The organism is Maritimibacter sp. 55A14, from assembly GCF_003122205.1.
In the GTDB taxonomy this organism is placed as follows: Bacteria; Pseudomonadota; Alphaproteobacteria; order Rhodobacterales; family Rhodobacteraceae; genus QEYE01.
Genome location: NZ_QEYE01000023.1, coordinates 26,804 through 42,757, shown reverse-complemented (window position 1 = coordinate 42,757; position 15,954 = coordinate 26,804). Strand labels below are relative to the sequence as shown.

Below are 15,954 nucleotides of genomic sequence, written 5' to 3'. Positions count from 1 at the left end.
CGCATCGGGCCGCTGGAAGCAGGCCACGGGTCACCCGCGGCCATTCGAGATGAGGAGAGCATATCAGATGACCGAGAAAGAACAATCCGCCAAGGTGGTCGAGGACACGCACAAGTGGACCCCGCCCGCGTTGACGCCCGATCTCGACTCGGCGGCGCTGGAGAACTGGCGGGTCCAGACCGAGCGGCTGCGCAAGATCGCCAAGGCCGAGGGCCTGACCATGTCCGGCGTCTCCAAAAGCTCCGGCGTGCCGGTGGGCACCCTCTCGCCCTGGTATTCGGCGAGCTACAAGGGCAAGTACGAGAACATCACCGAGCGCGTGAAGCGCTGGCTCGACAGCCATGACGAGAGCCGCCGGGCGCTGACCGGCATGCCGGCCGCACCCGAGTTCGTGGAGACGCCCACGGCGCGGCGCCTGATCGAGGCGCTGATCTACGCCCAGACGCTGCCCGAGTTCTCGGTGGTCACCACCGGCTCGGGCCTGGGCAAGACCGAGACCGCGCGCCATTACGTGGCCACCCGCCCGCATGCCTATCTCGTGACCATGCGCCCCTCGACTTCCGGCCGCCATTCGATGCTGCAGGAGCTGGCGATGGCGCTCGATGTCTCCGAGAGCAACCCCGCGCGGCTCGACCGCGCCATCGGGCAGAAGCTCCTGCGCAACGGGCGGCACACGCTCCTGATCCTCGACGAGGCGCAGAACCTCGTGGACGATGCGGTCAACCAGCTGCGCTATTTCAACGACGAGTTCGGCTGCGGCATCGCGCTTTTCGGCAACGAAGCCGTCTATCGCCGCTGGGGCAGCGCCTCGGGCGGCCGCGACAAGGACGGCTACGCCCAGGTCCACAGCCGCATCGGCCTGCGGATCCTGCAGCGGGTGCCGATGGCCGGCGATGTCGAGGCCATTCTCGACGCCTGGAAGATCACCGATCCGGAGATCCGCAAGCTCGCGACCGCGATCTCGCGCAAGCCCGGCGCCCTGCGCCAGGTCGACCGCGCTCTCAAGCTCGCCAACATGGTGGCGATCGGCGCGGGCACGGCCATGACGGCCGATCACCTCAAGCAGGCCTGGGCCAATCGCGGCGGCGAGGAGCTGAGGTCATGAGCGCGGGGGGCAAGGACTGCGAGCGCATCGTAGCGCTGGCCCTGGCGGGCGTGCCGCCGCGCAGGATCGCGGTGCAGGTGGACCGGCCGGTCAACACCGTGAGCTACGTACTCACAGCCGCGCGCAAGCGCGGGATCGCGGTGCCGCGCTTCACCGCGGCCGGCCGCCGGCCATCGAGCGGCATGACGCTGACCGTGCCGCCGCATGTGCTGGACCTGCTGCGTCCGCATGCCGAGCGCCGCCATGTCTCGCTCAGGGCGCTGATCCGCGACGTCTTGCTCATCACCGCCGAGGCGGCGCTCGTCGACGCGATCCTCGACGACGGCACGGTCACCGAGAGCATCCGGGAGGTGTGTGATGCCGATCACCGCTGACCAGTGCCGAGCTGCCCGAGGCCTGCTTGGGTGGAACCAGGCCCGCCTCGCCCGTGCCGCCGGCGTTTCCCGCGTGACCCTCTCGACCTTCGAGAGCGGCACCCGGACGCCCATTCCCAACAACCTGCGCGCCATAGCGGACTGCCTGCTCCAGGCCGGGGTCGAGTTCACCCCCGAGCAAGGCACCGCGGGCGTCGGTGTCAGGTTTCGTGCGCGCGACCGAGTCCAACAAGAGCCCCGAAAGGAGACCTCCGATGCCTAAACCGCTCACCGACGCCGAGCTGCTGGAGCGGATCCGCTCCAAGCGCCGCCACCCCGCGCCGGAGCGCTTCACCGCGCCCGGCATGCTGGTGCTGGCCGCCCGCGCCGTGGGCAAGATCGACCGCGACGGCATCCGCGGCGTGACCACGCTCAGCACCGAGGAAATCACCGCGATGGCCACGACGCTCGTGGCCTTCGGGCTGATCCCCATCCCGCCGGGCGCGGCGACCCCCGCCAAACTGATCATCGAGAGAGAGGAGACGACAGATGTCTGACTTCAAACCGCATCCGGTGCCCTCGGGCATCGTCGAGGAGAACGGCAAACGCCGGATGGTCGACGCCAAGGGCCGCGAGGTGCCGCTGGCCCTCGTGCGCCCCCAGGACCAGCTGCAGGACGAGACGGTGCGCCGGATCGCGGGCTATGCCCTCGCACTCAGCGACCAGCTCCGCCGGTTCAAGGAGCACACCTTCGACGATATCAGCGCGTTCGAGGCCATTCTGGCGCAGGAATACGAGACGCGGCTGGGCGGGGCCAAGGGCAACAAGACGCTGACCACTTATGACGGGCTCTACCAGGTGCAGGTGCAGGTGCAGGACCGGATCGACTTCGGCCCCGAGCTGCAGATCGCCAAGGGCCTGATCGACGAATGCCTCAACGAGTGGTCGGCCGACTCGCGCCCGGAAATCCAGGCGATCGTCACGCGGGCCTTCAACACCGACAAGGAGGGCCAGATCAACCGCGCGGAGATATTCATGCTCCTGCGGCTCGACATCGACGATCACCGCTGGACGCGCGCGATGGATGCGATCCGCGATGCCATGCGCGTGGTGGGCAAGGCCACCTATGTGCGCGTGAAGCACCGGCCCAATACCGAGGCGCCGTGGCTGACCGTCCCGCTCGATCTGGCGAAGCTGTGAGGCGGTCTGATGCTCAACGCGAAACCGGCCACCACGCGCCACACCGATCTGGCCGAGGCGATCATGGACACGATCACCGAGCACTCGGGCGGGCTCTCGCCCGTCGAAATCCTCGCCATCGTCGCCCAGGTCACCGGCCGCATGGTCGCGTTCCAGGACGCCCGCGCGCTGACCAGCGAGGAGGTGATGGAGGTGGTCAACGTGAACTTCCAGGCCGGCAATGTCGAGGCCGTCAAGCAGATCGAGACGCTCGGCCAGCGGCCCAACTGAGGTGAGATCATGACTTCAACACTTCAATATTGCGACGAGTACCCGGTCGAGCCCTTCGACCATGTCGAGTTGCACAAGGACGGCGCGGTCTTCCGGGGCCAGATCACGCGCATCTTCCCCCGCAAGGGCGAGGTCCGCGTGCGCTTTGCCGATCACGCCAATTGCCGCCGCGATGGCGAGCCGGTGATGCGTTCGGCTATCGCCCTTGTCCAGCAGGTCGATCTGATCGGGAGGGACGGATGAGCGCGGTCAAGACGATCTATGCCGGCGTCCGGCAGCTTGGGCTCGATGCCGAGGAGGACCGGCGCGATCTCTACGAGCGGGTGACGGGCAAGCGCCGGCTGCGCGACATGCGCCCGCGCGAGAAGGACGCCGTCGTGGAGGAGCTGCGCCGGCTGGGGTTCCGCCGTGTTTCGCGCCGGCGCAAGCTCGACGGGCCCTACGCGCCCAAGCTGCAAGCGCTCTGGATCGCGGCCTGGAACCTCGGCCTGACGAAAAGCCGGGACGACGGCGCGCTGCTGGCCTTCGTGCGCCGGCAGACGGGCATCGACCACACCCGCTTCCTGCGCGACCCGAAGGATGCGGCCCGCGCTATCGAGGGGCTCAAGGCGTGGCTCGCGCGCGACGGCGGGGTCGACTGGTCGGAGGCGAAGGATATCCCGGCCTGGGCTCGCCCGCCGGGTGCCAAGGTGGCGCTGGCGCAGTTCGCAAGGCTCAATGGCGGCAATCGCGAGCAGTTCCCTGCGTTCTGGCGCGCGGTGCAGGACGTGCTGGGACCGCGAAGCAATCCCGGCCACCTGGGCCGCACCGACTGGCAGAAGGTGATGAACGCGCTCGGGGAACGGGTCCGGGCGGAGAGCGATCCGGCATGACGGACTGGCCCTTCGACACGCTCACGCCGATGAAATACGGCGCGATCCTGGCCGATCCGCCTTGGGCCTATGCGATGCGATCGCCCAAGGGCTACGGGAAATCGCCCGAGGCGCATTACGAGACCATGCCGATCGAGGCGATCCGCGCGCTGCCGGTCTCGCAGCTGGCCGGGCCGGATTGCCTGCTCTTCCTGTGGTCGACCTGGCCGCATCTGGACCAGGCGATGGGCGCGATGGCCGCCTGGGGTTTCCGCTACATCACCGGCGGCGCGTGGATCAAGCGTACCCCGAAAGGCAAGCTCGGCTTCGGCGGGGGCTATGTCCTGCGCTCGTCGAGCGAGCCCTTCCTGGTCGGCCGGATCGGCGCACCCCAGACCGCCGACAAGGCGGTTCGAAACGTGATCGAGACCTCCGAGATCCCCGATCACATCGACGCAATTCGCCGTGAGCACTCGCGCAAGCCCCCGGAAATGCGTGACATGATCGCCCGGCTGAGGCCGCGATCCTTCGCCTGCGAGCTCTTCGCGCGGGAGCCCTGGCCCGGCCATGATGTCTGGGGCTTTGAGACGGGGAAGTTCGTGGAGGCCGCGTCGTGATCTACCCGCCCTCGCCACCGGCCAATATTGCGCCTTACGTCGAGGTGCTGGGCGCGCAGGGCGCGGTGGAGTTCATCCTGGAGTTCGGCGGCGCCGAGCTTTATCTGGCGCCAAACCCCAAGCGGCGCTCGCGCCTGGTCACGCTGGTGGGGCACGACAAGGCGCGCCGGCTGGCCGCCGCGGCCGAGTATCTGCCGGCGCGCGTGCCGCTGGCAAAACCGTGGTGCGCCGCGGTTCTTCGATCTCAGAACTTGTCAGTCGCGGAAATAGCCCGCAAACTGCATGCCAGCGACGTCTCGGTGCGCGGCTGGCTCAAGCGCTACGACACGCCCGGCGGCGATCCCCGCCAAATGTCGCTCCTCTAACAGCATTTCCGAACCCGCCCCCGCAGACCCTTGCGGGTGTTTTGCACGGCCCCGCCCGGTCATTCTGGGCGCAAGCTGGCCGGAGGATGTCGTGAGATGCAAATGAGCGCGAAGGGCCGCGTGTTTCTCAAGCGCGAAGAGGGCGAGGTGCTGCGCGCCTATCGCGACCCGGCGGGTGTCTGGACCATCGGCGTGGGCCTCACGGCCGCGTCGGGCGTGGTGACGCCCAAGGCCGGCATGGAGATCACGCGTGAGCGCTCCGACACGCTGCTCGCCCGCGCGCTGCGCAAATACGAGGCGCGCGCCGGGGCGGCGATGCCCAGGGCCGCGCAGCACGAGTTCGATGCCGGGGTCAGCTTCGATTTCAACACCGGCGGCATCCACCGCGCGAGCTGGGTCAAGGCCTGGAAGGCCGGCAACTGGGCCGCCACGCGGGCGGCCTTGAGCAAATGGGTCAAGGGCGGCGGGCGCGTCCTGCCGGGGCTCCAGCGCCGCCGCGAGGCCGAGTTCGCGCTGCTGCGCGATGCCGATTACGGCCGCGTCGGCACCGCCACCCGGCCGGGGCGCGCGCGCATCGCCCTGCCGATGACCGAGGGCGAGATTGCAGCGCTCGTCCGCGCGCTGGCGAGCCTGGGCTACGGCGATGCGGAGCCCGCGACCCATCCGACCTCGGTCGCGGTGCGCGGCTTCCAGCACGATCACGGGCTCATCGTGGACGGCATCGTGGGGCGCGCGACGCTCAGTACCGTCGAGCGGATGCTGGCAGCCCGCCGCAAGGCAGGCCAGGCCGCCGCCGCCGGGGCCGCGGGCGGTGCCGAGAGCGCCACCGGCACGGTCGCCGGCGCCGCGGGCGGCGCCGATTGGGTCGGCTGGGCCATGCTGGTCATTGCCGGGCTCTGGGCCGCTTGGCTGATCTGGACCTACCGCGATGCCGTGGCGGCGCGCCTCCAGCGCAGGCTCCCCGGTGCCGCCGCCATTCTGAGGCGGTTCTGAACGATGGAGGAAGACCTGACATGAGCGTGGCTCTGATTTCCCTGGCGGCCGCGATCGGCGCGCCGCTGATCGAGAAGATACTGGCGGGCCGCATCGGCGCCCAGGGCGCGGGCCTGGCCCGCGAGGTGGTCGAGACGATCGCGCGGCGCGCCGGCACCACGCCCGACGGGCTGGAGGCGCTGGCGCGCGACGATCCCGAGATGGTCAAGACCGCCATGCGCGAGACCGAGCAGATGAGCCCGGAGCTGATCGCGCTCTATGCCAGCGGGCTGGAGGGGCAGTTCAAGGCGCTGCTGGCCGAGCGCGGCGACCCGGTCTGGGTGCGCGCCTGGCGGCCGATGGCGATGTACGGCTTCGGGGCGCTGTGGTTCTGGAACGTGATCTTCATCCATGTCGCCAACGCGATCTGGAAGATATCGCTGCCGCAGACCGACCTCTGGCTGCTCTTCCAGCTCAACTCGGTCTACATGGGCCTCTACATGGGCGGGCACACGCTCAAGGACATGGCCAAGACCAGGTGGGGCGCCAATGGAAAGGCGGCGCTTTGATCGAGGTGACGGACGCAATCGTCGTCGCGGCGGGGCTCTCCACCGTTCTGTCGCTGGCCACGACGATCTGGAACATGGTGACCTCGGGCCCGCGGCGCAATCTCAAGCGGATCGCCGAGCTGGAGGGCCGCGTCGACGGTCTGGAGCGGCAGATGCAGAGCACCGGCGACCAGATCGCGCAGATGCCCAACCGCGACATGATGCACCGGCTCGACCTGTCGCTGGCGCGGATGGAGGGACATATCGACCGGCTCGACGAGCGCCTGAAGCCAGTGGCCGCGATCGCCGACCGGATGCAGGAGCTGATGCTGCAGGAAGCGAAGGCAAGGAAGTGAGTAACTGATGGACATGGCAACCCTGATCCGCGAACAGGCGCGGCTGATCGTACTCAAGGCGCTCTCCGAGGAGGTGGGCGAGTCGCTCAATTCCGACATCCTGGTCGAGCACCTCCGCGCCTTCGCGATCCGCAAGGACCGCGCCTGGCTGCATGACGAGCTGCGCTGGCTGGCCGATCACGGCGCGGTGCGGCTGCTGGAGGCCGGCAGCGTCCTGGTCGCGATCCTGACCGAGAAGGGCCAGCGGCATCTGGACCGCGAGATTGTCATCGAGGGCGTGAAGCGCCCGTCGCGGCCGGTGTCGTGATGGCCGGCGCGGCAGATGCCGTGAAGGGCCGGGGCTGGCTGTCTGCGATGAGCATGCTGCCGGAGGCCTGCGACGGCATCGTGAGGGAAGCCGCCTCCGACCTGGCCGAGCACAAGCGCACCCAGACCGACATCTACGCCGAGTTCGTGGAGCGCTGCGAGGCGCTCATGCGCGAGTCGAACGGCGAGCTGGAGTTCGATATCCCGAGCTTCTCGTCCTTCAATCGCTACTCGATCCGTCTGGCCCGCACTGCGCGGCAACTCGACGAGTCGCGAGAGATGTCGAAGATCCTGGTCGAAAAGTACGACGCCAAGACCTCCGACGATCTGACCATCGTGCTGGCGGAGACGCTCAAGTCCATCGCGCTCTTCATGCTAAGCGACCTCGACGCGAACCCGATGCTGCCCAAGGACCTGATGCACCTGGCATCGACCCTGAGACAGCTGCAGCAGGCGCAGAGCGGGTCGACGGCGCGGCGTCGGGAGCTCAACAGCGAGATCGAGGACAAGCTGAGCGAGGCGGTCGACGTGGTGGCCAAGGCCAAGGGGATCACGTCCGAGACGGCCGACACGATCAAGGCGCAGATCCTCGGCGTCGCGGCGTAGGGGGGCGAGATGACCGCCGGCATTGTCTTCGTGTTTCTCGGACTGCTGACCCTGCTCTTCGGGCTGATGATCATGGCGAACGCGGCGTTCGCGGAGCGCGCGACGATGGGCTTCCTGGTCGCGGCCCTGGGCGCTTTTCTGCTGGTTTTGGGAGTCATCGACGTGGTGATCCGCGCGGTGTTCTGAACGGGAGGACGCGATGAACCTGACTGTGTTTCTTGTGCTGGCGCTGGCGGCCGTGGTGGTGCTGGCCTGGCTCGCGCTGCGCAGCGGCGGCGGCTGGGGCGGCTGAGCCATGCACATGGCAGCCGCCGAAAAGCGCCTCGTCGTCCTGCGCACCTGCGCCGCCTGGGACAGCGCCGGGCCCGCGCGTCGGGCGCTCGCCTGGACGTTCGGGCGGCGCCGGGTGCTGACCATCGACCGGCACGATCATGTGCTGGCGCGCTGGCGCGGAGAGTGGCTGCATCTTTCGGTGCGGGAGGCGAGATGACCGCCCCACTGACACGCGAGGAATGGGAGGCGCAGCGCCGCGCGGCGATGAACGGCATGCCCGAGATCGCCCGGCAGGTCGGCCTGCCGGCGGTGCTGCTGCCCTACCAGGCCAGCACGGTGCGGATGCTAGAGAGCACCACCTGCCGGGTGCTCTTCGTCGAGAAATCGCGCCGCATCGGCCTGACCTGGGGGTTAGCTGCCTATGCCGCCCTGCGCGCCGGTCGGGCCAAGGACGCGGGCGGCATGGACGTGATGTACATCTCCTACAGCCAGGAGATGACGCGCGAGTTCATCGACGCCTGCGCGATGTGGGCGCGGGCCTTCTCCACCGCCGCGCGCGCGGCCGAGGAGTTTCTCTTCCCCGACGGCGACGCCGAGGGCGACCGCGCCATCCAGGCGTTCCGCATCCGCTTCGATTCGGGCTTCGAGATCATCGCGCTTTCCTCGGCCCCGCGGTCTCTGCGCGGCAAGCAGGGCGTGGTGATCATCGACGAGGCGGCCTTCGTGGACCACCTGCCGGAGCTCCTGAAGGCCGCGCTGGCCTTCCTGATGTGGGGCGGTCAGGTGGTGGTCTGCTCGACGCACGATGGCGCGGAGAACCCGTTCAACACGGCGGTCCAGGACATCCTGGCGGGCCGGTCGCGCTACGATCACATCCGGATCGATTTCGACCAAGCGCTCAGCGACGGGCTCTACCAGCGCATCTGCCTGGTCACCGGCTCTGACTGGACGCCCGAGGGCGAGGCCGCCTGGCGCGAGGAGATCATCGACTTCTACGGCGACGGCGCCGACGAGGAGCTCTTCTGCGTGCCCGCGATGGGCACCGGCGCCTGGCTGCCCGCGCCGCTCATCGAGGCGCGCATGACGGCCGAGGCGCCGGTCCTGCGGCTGGAGCTGCCCGCCGACTACCTGCACCGCTCCGCGCTCGACCAGGCGGTGCTGATGGCGCCCTTCCTGGAAGAGCTCAAGGCCGCGCTCGATGCGCTGGACCTCGGCCCGCAATACGCCTTCGGCTTCGATTTCGCGCGCGTCTCGGACCTGACGGTCGGCGTTCTAATGGCCATCGAGCAGCGTTTGAGGCGCCGTGAAGCGCTCTCTTTCGAGCTCAGGAATGTGCCCGGCGCCGAGCAGAAGCAGATCACCAAGGCGGTACTGGATCACGTCCTGCCGCGCCTGGTGGGTGCGGCGTTCGACGCCACCGGCATGGGCTGGACCGTGGCCGAGGACATGGGCCGGCATTACGGGCTGCGCGAGACCGAGGCCGATCCGGGCCTCGTCTGGGCGATCAAGTTCAGCGAGGAATGGTACCGGCTGCACATGCCGCCGCTCAAATCCGCCTTCGAGGATGACGCGATCGCGCTGGCGCCCGACAGCGACCACGTCTCCGACCTGCGCTCGGTCAAGCTCGTGCGCGGGGTGCCGCGGGTGCCGCCGGTGCGCGAGGGCGAAAAGGGCAAGAAGCGCCACGGCGACTATGCCATCGGGCTGGCGCTGGCGCATTACGCCTCGCGCCAGCGCTACGTCGAATTCGGCTACCGGCCGGTGCCGCGCGGCGGGCCGCCCGAGGGCCGGATGCGCGAGCGTCCCGACGACGACGATCTGGACAACGGGCGCGGCTGGTGGAACGGGCCACTCGGCGCCGACTTGAGAGGAGGCATCTGATGGAGCCGTCACGCGTGCTGGACCACCGGGGGCGCCCGATCGAGCGCCGCCAGCTGACCGAGGAGATCGCCGCGCCGACGCTGACCGGCGTGCGCAGCCCGCTCTCGGGCAATCCCGGCGACGGGCTGAACCCGGTGCGCCTGGCCAACATCATGCGCGAGGCGGACCGGGGCGAGCCGGTGCGCTACATGGAACTGGCAGAGGTGGTGGAGGAGCGCGATCCGCATTACCTGTCGGTCATCTCGACGCGCAAGCGGTCGGTCAGCCAGATCGAGATCACCGTCGATCCCGGCGGCGAGGACGCGCACGATCTGGAAATGGCCGAGATGGTGCGCGACTGGCTCAAGCGCGACGAGCTGGCCTCCGAGCTCTTCGATATCCTCGACTGCATCGGCAAGGGCTATTCCTTCACCGAGATCATCTGGGACAGCTCCGAGGGCCAGTGGCGCCCGGAGCGGCTGGAATGGCGCGATCCGCGCTGGTTCCGCTTCGAGCGCCGGGACCTGGCCACGCCGCTGATGCTCGACGAGCACGGCCGCGAGCTGCCGCTGCCGGCTTTCAAGTTCATCTTCCCCGCACTCAAGGCCAAGAGCGGGCTCCCGCTGCGCGGCGGGCTTTCCCGCGTCGCCGCCTGGGGCTGGATGTTCAAGGCCTACACGGCCCGCGACTGGGCGATTTTCACGCAGACCTACGGCCAGCCGCTGCGCCTGGGCAAGTATCAGGCGGGGTCGAGTGAGGAGGACAAGTCCACGCTCTTCCGGGCGGTGGCCAACATCGCCGGCGACTGCGCCGCGATCATCCCCGAGAGCATGTCGATCGACTTTGTCGAGACCCAGAACGTGGGTGCCTCGATCGACCTCTACGAGCGCCGCTCGGACTGGCTCGACCGGCAGATCAGCAAGGCGGTGCTGGGCCAGACCACCACCACCGACGCGGTCTCGGGCGGACACGCGGTCAGCCAGGAACACCGCCTGGTGCAGGAGGATATCGAGCGCGCCGACGCGATCGCGCTGGCGGGCGTTCTGAACCGCGACCTGATCCGGCCCTGGATCGACCTGGAATACGGGCCGCAGGCGCGCTATCCGCGCGTCCGGATCGCCCGCGAGGAGCCCGAGGATGTGCAGGCGCTTTCGACCGCGCTGGCCGCCCTCGTGCCGCTGGGCCTCAAGGTCAGGGCGGCGGAGGTGCGCACGCGCCTGGCGCTGTCCGAGCCCGGAGAGGGCGACGAGGTGCTGGGCGCCGCGCCGGTCGCGGACGCCCCGCCGGTCGAGGCCGCGCCGCCTGCGCTCCAGGCCGAGGGCGATATCCGGCCGGCGCGCGAGCATATCGCGGGGCTCGCCGAGCGGCTGGAGGCCGAGCTGCAGCCGGAGGTCCGCGACCTGCTGGAGCGCATCGAGACGATGCTCTCCAAGGCCGGCTCGCTGGAGGAGTTCCGCGAGATGCTGCTGGCGGGTTTCCCCGATCTCGACACGTCGGAGCTCACGCGGGCTCTGGCGGGCGGGCTGATCGCGGCCGAGGCGGCCGGGCGCCTGGCGCTGGAGGACGAGAGTGGCTGACCGCGTCGCGGGCGCGCTGCGCCAGCCCTTCCGCGATCAGATCGCGGCCTTCCGCCTGCGGCTGGGCAACCTGGTGCCGACGCGACGCTGGGATGAGATCAGCGGGGCTGCGCATGACCGCGCCTTCATGGTCGCGGGCGCCACCAAGGCCGATCTGCTGGCCGACCTGGCCGAGGCGGTGGAGAAGTCGATCTCGCAGGGCACCGGGCTGGAGGAGTTCCGCCGCGACTTCCGCGAGATCGTGACCAGGCGCGGCTGGCACGGCTGGACCGGCGAGGGCACGAAAGCGGGGGAGGCCTGGCGCACCCGCGTGATCTACCGCACCAACGCCGCCACCACCTATGCCGCCGGGCGGCACGCGCAGCTGACCGAGGGTGGCTTCGCTTGGTGGGTCTACCGGCACGGCGGATCGCTGGAGCCTCGGATCATCCACCTGGGCTGGGACGGGCTGGTGCTGGCCCCCGATCATCGCTTCTGGGCCTCGCATTACCCGCCCAACGGCTGGGGCTGCTCGTGCTTCGTGATCGGCGCGCGCAGCCTCGCCGGCGCGCGCCGCGTGGGCGGCGATCCCGGCAAGCCGCTGCCGCCGGGCTGGGACGCCACCGATCCGCGCACCGGCGCGCCGCCGGGCATCGACCGGGGCTGGGATCACGCGCCGGGCGCCAGCGCCACGCGGGCGATCCTGGCATTGCGCGACAAGCTCGATTTCCTGCCCGAGCGACCCTCGATCGACCTGATCCAGTCCTGGCTGGCGCTGCCGGCCTTCGCCGAATGGCTGGCCGCGCCGAACGGCGCCTGGCCGCTGGTGCGCCTTTCCGCGACTGACGCGAAGCGGATCGGGGCGAAGCGGCGGGTTGCGGACCTCTCGGCCGACACGGCCGTCAAGCAGCGCCGCGAGCACCCGGAGATCACGGCGGTCGATTACGCCCGCGCGCAGGACACGATCAGCCAGGCCGACCAGGTCATCCGCGACGGCGCGACCGCGCTGGTCTATGTCCGGCAATTGCCGGCCACGGAGAGCCAGGGCGGGTTCGTCCTGGTGGTCAAGGCCACCCGCACGGGCGAGGGCCTCTTCATCACCAGCTTCCGGCGTCTGAGCCGCGACGAGGCCGCCCGCGACCGCGAGCTGCGGCGCCTGATGCGCAAGGGGGGCTGAATGCAGGTGGCGAGGCCTCCCACCCGGTTGCCCGGAAACCTCGCATTGCGCTCCGCCCGTTGGGGCGTGCTACGGCCGGGAGAATATCACCGTGTCGCACCTGCACAGGGAGCATAGCACATGATCGCCGTGACCTTCAACGCGGACGAGGTGACAGACGCGCTGGACCGGATCGCGGCCGGCCTCACCGACATGACCGACCTGATGGAGGAGCTGGGCGAGTTGCTTGTGGCCTCCACCAAAGACCGCTTCACCGAGGGCAAGGCGCCCGACGGCACGCCCTGGGCGCCGAAGTCGCAGGCCACCATCGCGGCCTACCTGGCGCGCGGCGACCGGGTGGCCTTCCGCCCGCTCTTCGGCCCGTCGGGGCGGCTCTCGTCGGAGATCGCGCATCGCGCCGGGCCGCAGAGCGTCGAGGTGGGCTCGTCGCTGATCTACGCGGCCGTCCAGCAGTTTGGCGCCGCCAAGGGCGCGTTCGGCACCAACGCCATCGGCCGGCCGATCCCCTGGGGCAACATCCCCGCGCGGCCCTTCCTGGGGCTCTCGGAGGAGGACGAGACCAACATCCTGGCGACGATCGACGAGTGGCTGGCGCGATCGGCCGGCGAATGAGCCCCAAACGGGCCGGGTGGCCGAGGCGCTGAGCGGCCCGCTGAGCGGCATCTCGGCCTCTCGCGGGTGGTGAGACCCGAAAAGACCGGTCTCCGTTCTAATTCGCAATTTCCTCCGTTCAAAAATCGAATGGGACCGGAGGGGTGGGTGCGCCTCCGCGCCGCCGGGGCGATAACGTGCCTTGACGGCCCCGACCGGCCCGGTCAGCATGGTCGTATCCCCGTCATTTTGGTCGCCGCCCCGCAATCCCTTGCGGGTGTTTTTGCCTGTCCGGACCGCGCAGGTTGGCGGCATGGACAAGACCCTTGCAAAGATCCTCAGCGACGCGATCGCGGCCAAGGCCAAGTCGCCCGAGGAGGAAACCGACCTGGTGGCGCGCATGGGCCGCGCCGCCGGGATCGAGCCCGGCACCGTGCGCCAGATCCTGCGCGGCGAGATCGACACGCCCCCCGAGGAGCGGCTGCGCGGCTTTGCCGAGGTGCTCGACATCTCGCTCGACAGCCTGAAGGCCGCCGTCCAGTTCATGCTGGGCGATACTGGCCTCGCGATGATGGCCCAACAGGCCCTCGCCGAGCCCGGCGCCGATGCCGAGGCGCCCGAATGGGTCCACCTGCTGCCGGCCGGGGCGATCCAGACGGCGGATGCGCGCGGGCCGTATTCCGTCGCCGATGCCGAGGCGCTGATCGCCGTCTCTTTCACGGATACCGACCGCCTGGTCCTCGACGAGAACCACGCCACCGACCTGGCCGCCCCGTCCGGCGCGCCGGCGCCGGCGCGCGGCTGGATCGTCGAGATGCAGGCCCGGCCGAGCGGTATCTGGGGGCGGGTGGAATGGAACGCGGCCGGGCGCGAGCTGGTCGCCACGAAGGCCTACCGGGGCATCTCCCCGGTGATCCTGCACGACCGTTCGGGACGGATCGTGCGGATCCTGCGCGCGAGCCTCGTCAACAAACCCAATCTGCGCGGCCTGACCGCGCTCAACCAGGAGAGTGACATGACACTCATGGAACGTCTGGCCGAGATCCTCGGCCTCGACAAGGCCTCGACCGAGGCGCAGATCATCGCCGCCGTGCGCGAGATGAAGGGCGGCAAGGCGCATGAGACCGCCGCCCAGGCGCAGCTGCCGCAGATCGCCGCGGCGCTGGGCCTGGAAGGCGACGCCACCCCCGAGGTCGTTCTGGCCGCGGCCCAGGCGCGCACGTCCGACACCGACGTCGTGGCCGCGCTGCAGGCCGAGCTCGGCACGGTGACCAAAGCCCTCAACGATGTGACCTCCGCCCAGGCCAACGATCGCGCCACCGCCTTCGTCGATGGCGAGATCAAGCGCGGCCGCGTCGGCGTGAAGGCGCTGCGCGACCACTACATCGCGATGCACATGGCAGATTCCGCGCGCGTGGAGAAGGAGATCGGCGCGCTGCCGCTGCTCGCCGCCTCCGGCACCACCATCCAGCCGCCCGCCCCGAAAGAGGGCGAGGTCGCGCTCAACGCCGAGCAGGCCCAGGTGGCCAAGCTGCTGGGCCAGGACCCCAAGGACTATGCCGCGACGCTTGAAGCCGAGCGCGCCAACGAGGAGACATTCTGATGGCTGCACTGACCGAAGGCCGCAACACGCCGCAGGCGCTGGGCGACATCCGCACCGGCCCGGTGGCCGCCGCGGCGCTGATCTTCGAGGGCGCGCTCGTGATGCGCAACGCCGCCGGCGACCTGGTCCCGGCCTCGACCGCGACCGGGCTCATGGGCGTCGGCCGCGCCGAGGAGCGCGCCGACAACAGCGCCGGCGCCGCCGGCGACCAGAACCTGGCCTATCGCCCCGGCGTCTTCCGCTTCGCCAATTCCGCCGGCGGCGACGCCATCGGCCAGGCCGATATCGGCAAGGTGGTCTACGCGGTCGACGATCAGACCGTGGCGCTGACCGACGGCACCGGCACCCGCTCGAAAGCCGGTTTCGTCGACGCAATCGACGCCCAGGGCGTCTGGGTCCGCTTCGACGAAGCCCTGACCCGCCTGGCCTGAAGGAGAAGAGCCAATGATCATCAACGCCGCCAACCTCGCCGCGCTTCGCACCGGTTTCTCGACCGCGTTCAACCGCGGCCTCGGCCAGGCCGAGACCCAGTTCGGGCGCATCGCCACCACGGTGCCCTCGACCACCAAGGAGAACAAGTACGGCTGGCTGGGCAAGGTGCCCAACATGTCGGAATGGATCGGGGCGCGCCATGTGCACGGCCTGACCGAGCACGACTATGCGATCAGAAACAAGTCCTACGAGCTCACGATCGGGGTCGATCGCGACGACATCGAGGACGACAACCTGGGCGTCTACCAGCCGCTCTTCGTGGAGATGGGCGAGAGCGTGGCCGCGCATCCCGACCAGCTCGTCTTCGCGGCGCTCAAGAACGGCTTCACCGAGCCGGCCTATGACGGTCAGAACTTCTTCGACACCGACCACCCGGTGCTCGACGAGAACGGCCAGCCCACCACGGTGGCCAACACGGATGGCGGCGCGGGCACGCCGTGGTTCCTGCTCTCCACCCGCCGCTCGATCCGCCCGATCATCTATCAGACCCGCCGCGCAGCGAACTTCGTCTCCAAGGACCGGCCGACCGACGACAACGTCTTCGACCAGAAGGAGTTCGTCTACGGCACGGACGTGCGCTGGAACGTGGGCTACGGCTTCTGGCAGATGGCCTGGGGCTCCAAGCAGACGCTCAACCAGGCCAATTACAAGCTGGCCCGCGAGAGCCTCTTGGGCATGAAGGGTGATCACGGCCGGCCGCTGGGGATCACCCCCAGCCTGCTCGTCGTGCCGCCCAGCCTGGAAGGCGAGGCGCTGGAGCTTCTGAACGCCGAGCGCAACGCGGCGGGTGCCACCAACGTCTACCGCAACACGGCCGAGCTGCTCGTCTCGCCGTGGATGGCGTGAGGGCCGC

General features: G+C 69.6%; 24 protein-coding genes. All 24 read left to right on the top strand.

Annotation, left to right across the window (positions count from 1 at the left end; genetic code table 11):
• The first annotated feature begins 67 nt into the window (after positions 1-67).
• Positions 68-1,105, top strand: a complete 1,038-nt coding sequence (locus tag DDZ14_RS16245) for an AAA family ATPase (RefSeq protein ID WP_109426052.1) — start codon at positions 68-70, stop codon at positions 1,103-1,105.
• Positions 1,102-1,479: a hypothetical protein gene (locus DDZ14_RS16240; RefSeq protein ID WP_109426035.1), complete on the top strand. Its 378-nt coding sequence runs from the start codon at positions 1,102-1,104 to the stop codon at positions 1,477-1,479. Before DDZ14_RS16245 ends, DDZ14_RS16240 begins: the two co-directional genes overlap by 4 nt.
• Positions 1,463-1,741, top strand: a complete 279-nt coding sequence (locus DDZ14_RS16235; RefSeq protein WP_109426034.1) for a helix-turn-helix domain-containing protein — start codon at positions 1,463-1,465, stop codon at positions 1,739-1,741. The genes DDZ14_RS16240 and DDZ14_RS16235 overlap by 17 nt, the downstream gene beginning before the upstream one ends.
• On the top strand, positions 1,734-2,015 hold the full coding sequence (locus DDZ14_RS16230; RefSeq protein ID WP_109426033.1) for a hypothetical protein: 282 nt from the start codon (positions 1,734-1,736) through the stop codon (positions 2,013-2,015). The genes DDZ14_RS16235 and DDZ14_RS16230 overlap by 8 nt, the downstream gene beginning before the upstream one ends.
• Entirely contained in the window at positions 2,008-2,658 is a 651-nt protein-coding gene (locus tag DDZ14_RS16225; RefSeq protein WP_109426032.1) for a DUF3164 family protein, read from the top strand. The genes DDZ14_RS16230 and DDZ14_RS16225 overlap by 8 nt, the downstream gene beginning before the upstream one ends.
• A gap of 9 nt (positions 2,659-2,667) precedes the next feature.
• Complete coding sequence (locus tag DDZ14_RS16220) at positions 2,668-2,928, top strand: hypothetical protein (protein ID WP_109426031.1); 261 nt, start codon at positions 2,668-2,670, stop codon at positions 2,926-2,928.
• A 9-nt stretch (positions 2,929-2,937) separates the two neighbouring features.
• Positions 2,938-3,171, top strand: coding sequence for a hypothetical protein (locus DDZ14_RS16215; protein ID WP_109426030.1), 234 nt, complete (start codon positions 2,938-2,940; stop codon positions 3,169-3,171).
• Positions 3,168-3,800: a regulatory protein GemA gene (locus tag DDZ14_RS16210; protein ID WP_109426029.1), complete on the top strand. Its 633-nt coding sequence runs from the start codon at positions 3,168-3,170 to the stop codon at positions 3,798-3,800. Before DDZ14_RS16215 ends, DDZ14_RS16210 begins: the two co-directional genes overlap by 4 nt.
• Positions 3,797-4,396 carry an MT-A70 family methyltransferase gene (locus DDZ14_RS16205; protein ID WP_109426028.1) on the top strand — a complete coding sequence of 200 codons (600 nt, stop codon included), beginning with the start codon at positions 3,797-3,799 and terminating at the stop codon, positions 4,394-4,396. The genes DDZ14_RS16210 and DDZ14_RS16205 overlap by 4 nt, the downstream gene beginning before the upstream one ends.
• A complete protein-coding gene (locus DDZ14_RS16200) occupies positions 4,393-4,761 on the top strand; it encodes a helix-turn-helix domain-containing protein (protein WP_109426027.1) in 369 nt (122 codons plus the stop codon). The genes DDZ14_RS16205 and DDZ14_RS16200 overlap by 4 nt, the downstream gene beginning before the upstream one ends.
• Positions 4,762-4,863: 102 nt before the next feature.
• Positions 4,864-5,754: a glycoside hydrolase family protein gene (locus tag DDZ14_RS16195; protein ID WP_158275546.1), complete on the top strand. Its 891-nt coding sequence runs from the start codon at positions 4,864-4,866 to the stop codon at positions 5,752-5,754.
• 20 nt (positions 5,755-5,774) lie between these two features.
• Entirely contained in the window at positions 5,775-6,302 is a 528-nt protein-coding gene (locus DDZ14_RS16190) for a 3TM-type holin (protein WP_109426025.1), read from the top strand.
• A 5-nt stretch (positions 6,303-6,307) separates the two neighbouring features.
• A complete protein-coding gene (locus DDZ14_RS16185) occupies positions 6,308-6,637 on the top strand; it encodes a DUF2730 family protein (RefSeq protein ID WP_233252620.1) in 330 nt (109 codons plus the stop codon).
• 7 nt (positions 6,638-6,644) lie between these two features.
• The gene (locus tag DDZ14_RS16180) at positions 6,645-6,944 is read left to right on the top strand and encodes a hypothetical protein (protein WP_109426024.1); all 300 of its coding nucleotides are present in this window, start codon (positions 6,645-6,647) and stop codon (positions 6,942-6,944) included.
• Entirely contained in the window at positions 6,944-7,549 is a 606-nt protein-coding gene (locus tag DDZ14_RS16175; protein WP_109426023.1) for a DUF3486 family protein, read from the top strand. The genes DDZ14_RS16180 and DDZ14_RS16175 overlap by 1 nt, the downstream gene beginning before the upstream one ends.
• Positions 7,550-7,558: 9 nt before the next feature.
• The gene (locus DDZ14_RS19755) at positions 7,559-7,735 is read left to right on the top strand and encodes a hypothetical protein (RefSeq protein ID WP_158275545.1); all 177 of its coding nucleotides are present in this window, start codon (positions 7,559-7,561) and stop codon (positions 7,733-7,735) included.
• Between the two features lie 109 nt (positions 7,736-7,844).
• The gene (locus tag DDZ14_RS16170; protein ID WP_146193167.1) at positions 7,845-8,039 is read left to right on the top strand and encodes a hypothetical protein; all 195 of its coding nucleotides are present in this window, start codon (positions 7,845-7,847) and stop codon (positions 8,037-8,039) included.
• On the top strand, positions 8,036-9,703 hold the full coding sequence (locus tag DDZ14_RS16165) for a hypothetical protein (protein ID WP_109426021.1): 1,668 nt from the start codon (positions 8,036-8,038) through the stop codon (positions 9,701-9,703). Before DDZ14_RS16170 ends, DDZ14_RS16165 begins: the two co-directional genes overlap by 4 nt.
• Entirely contained in the window at positions 9,703-11,259 is a 1,557-nt protein-coding gene (locus tag DDZ14_RS16160) for a DUF935 domain-containing protein (protein ID WP_109426020.1), read from the top strand. The genes DDZ14_RS16165 and DDZ14_RS16160 overlap by 1 nt, the downstream gene beginning before the upstream one ends.
• Positions 11,252-12,415 (top strand): phage minor head protein, encoded by a 1,164-nt coding sequence (locus tag DDZ14_RS16155; RefSeq protein ID WP_109426019.1) that lies wholly within the window; start codon positions 11,252-11,254, stop codon positions 12,413-12,415. The genes DDZ14_RS16160 and DDZ14_RS16155 overlap by 8 nt, the downstream gene beginning before the upstream one ends.
• A 120-nt stretch (positions 12,416-12,535) precedes the next feature.
• Positions 12,536-13,027 (top strand): phage virion morphogenesis protein, encoded by a 492-nt coding sequence (locus DDZ14_RS16150; protein WP_109426018.1) that lies wholly within the window; start codon positions 12,536-12,538, stop codon positions 13,025-13,027.
• A gap of 292 nt (positions 13,028-13,319) precedes the next feature.
• Complete coding sequence (locus DDZ14_RS16145; protein WP_233252618.1) at positions 13,320-14,609, top strand: phage protease; 1,290 nt, start codon at positions 13,320-13,322, stop codon at positions 14,607-14,609.
• Positions 14,609-15,040, top strand: a complete 432-nt coding sequence (locus DDZ14_RS16140) for a hypothetical protein (protein ID WP_109426017.1) — start codon at positions 14,609-14,611, stop codon at positions 15,038-15,040. The genes DDZ14_RS16145 and DDZ14_RS16140 overlap by 1 nt, the downstream gene beginning before the upstream one ends.
• A 13-nt stretch (positions 15,041-15,053) precedes the next feature.
• Positions 15,054-15,947, top strand: a complete 894-nt coding sequence (locus DDZ14_RS16135) for a Mu-like prophage major head subunit gpT family protein (protein WP_109426016.1) — start codon at positions 15,054-15,056, stop codon at positions 15,945-15,947.
• The last annotated feature ends 7 nt before the right edge of the window (positions 15,948-15,954 follow it).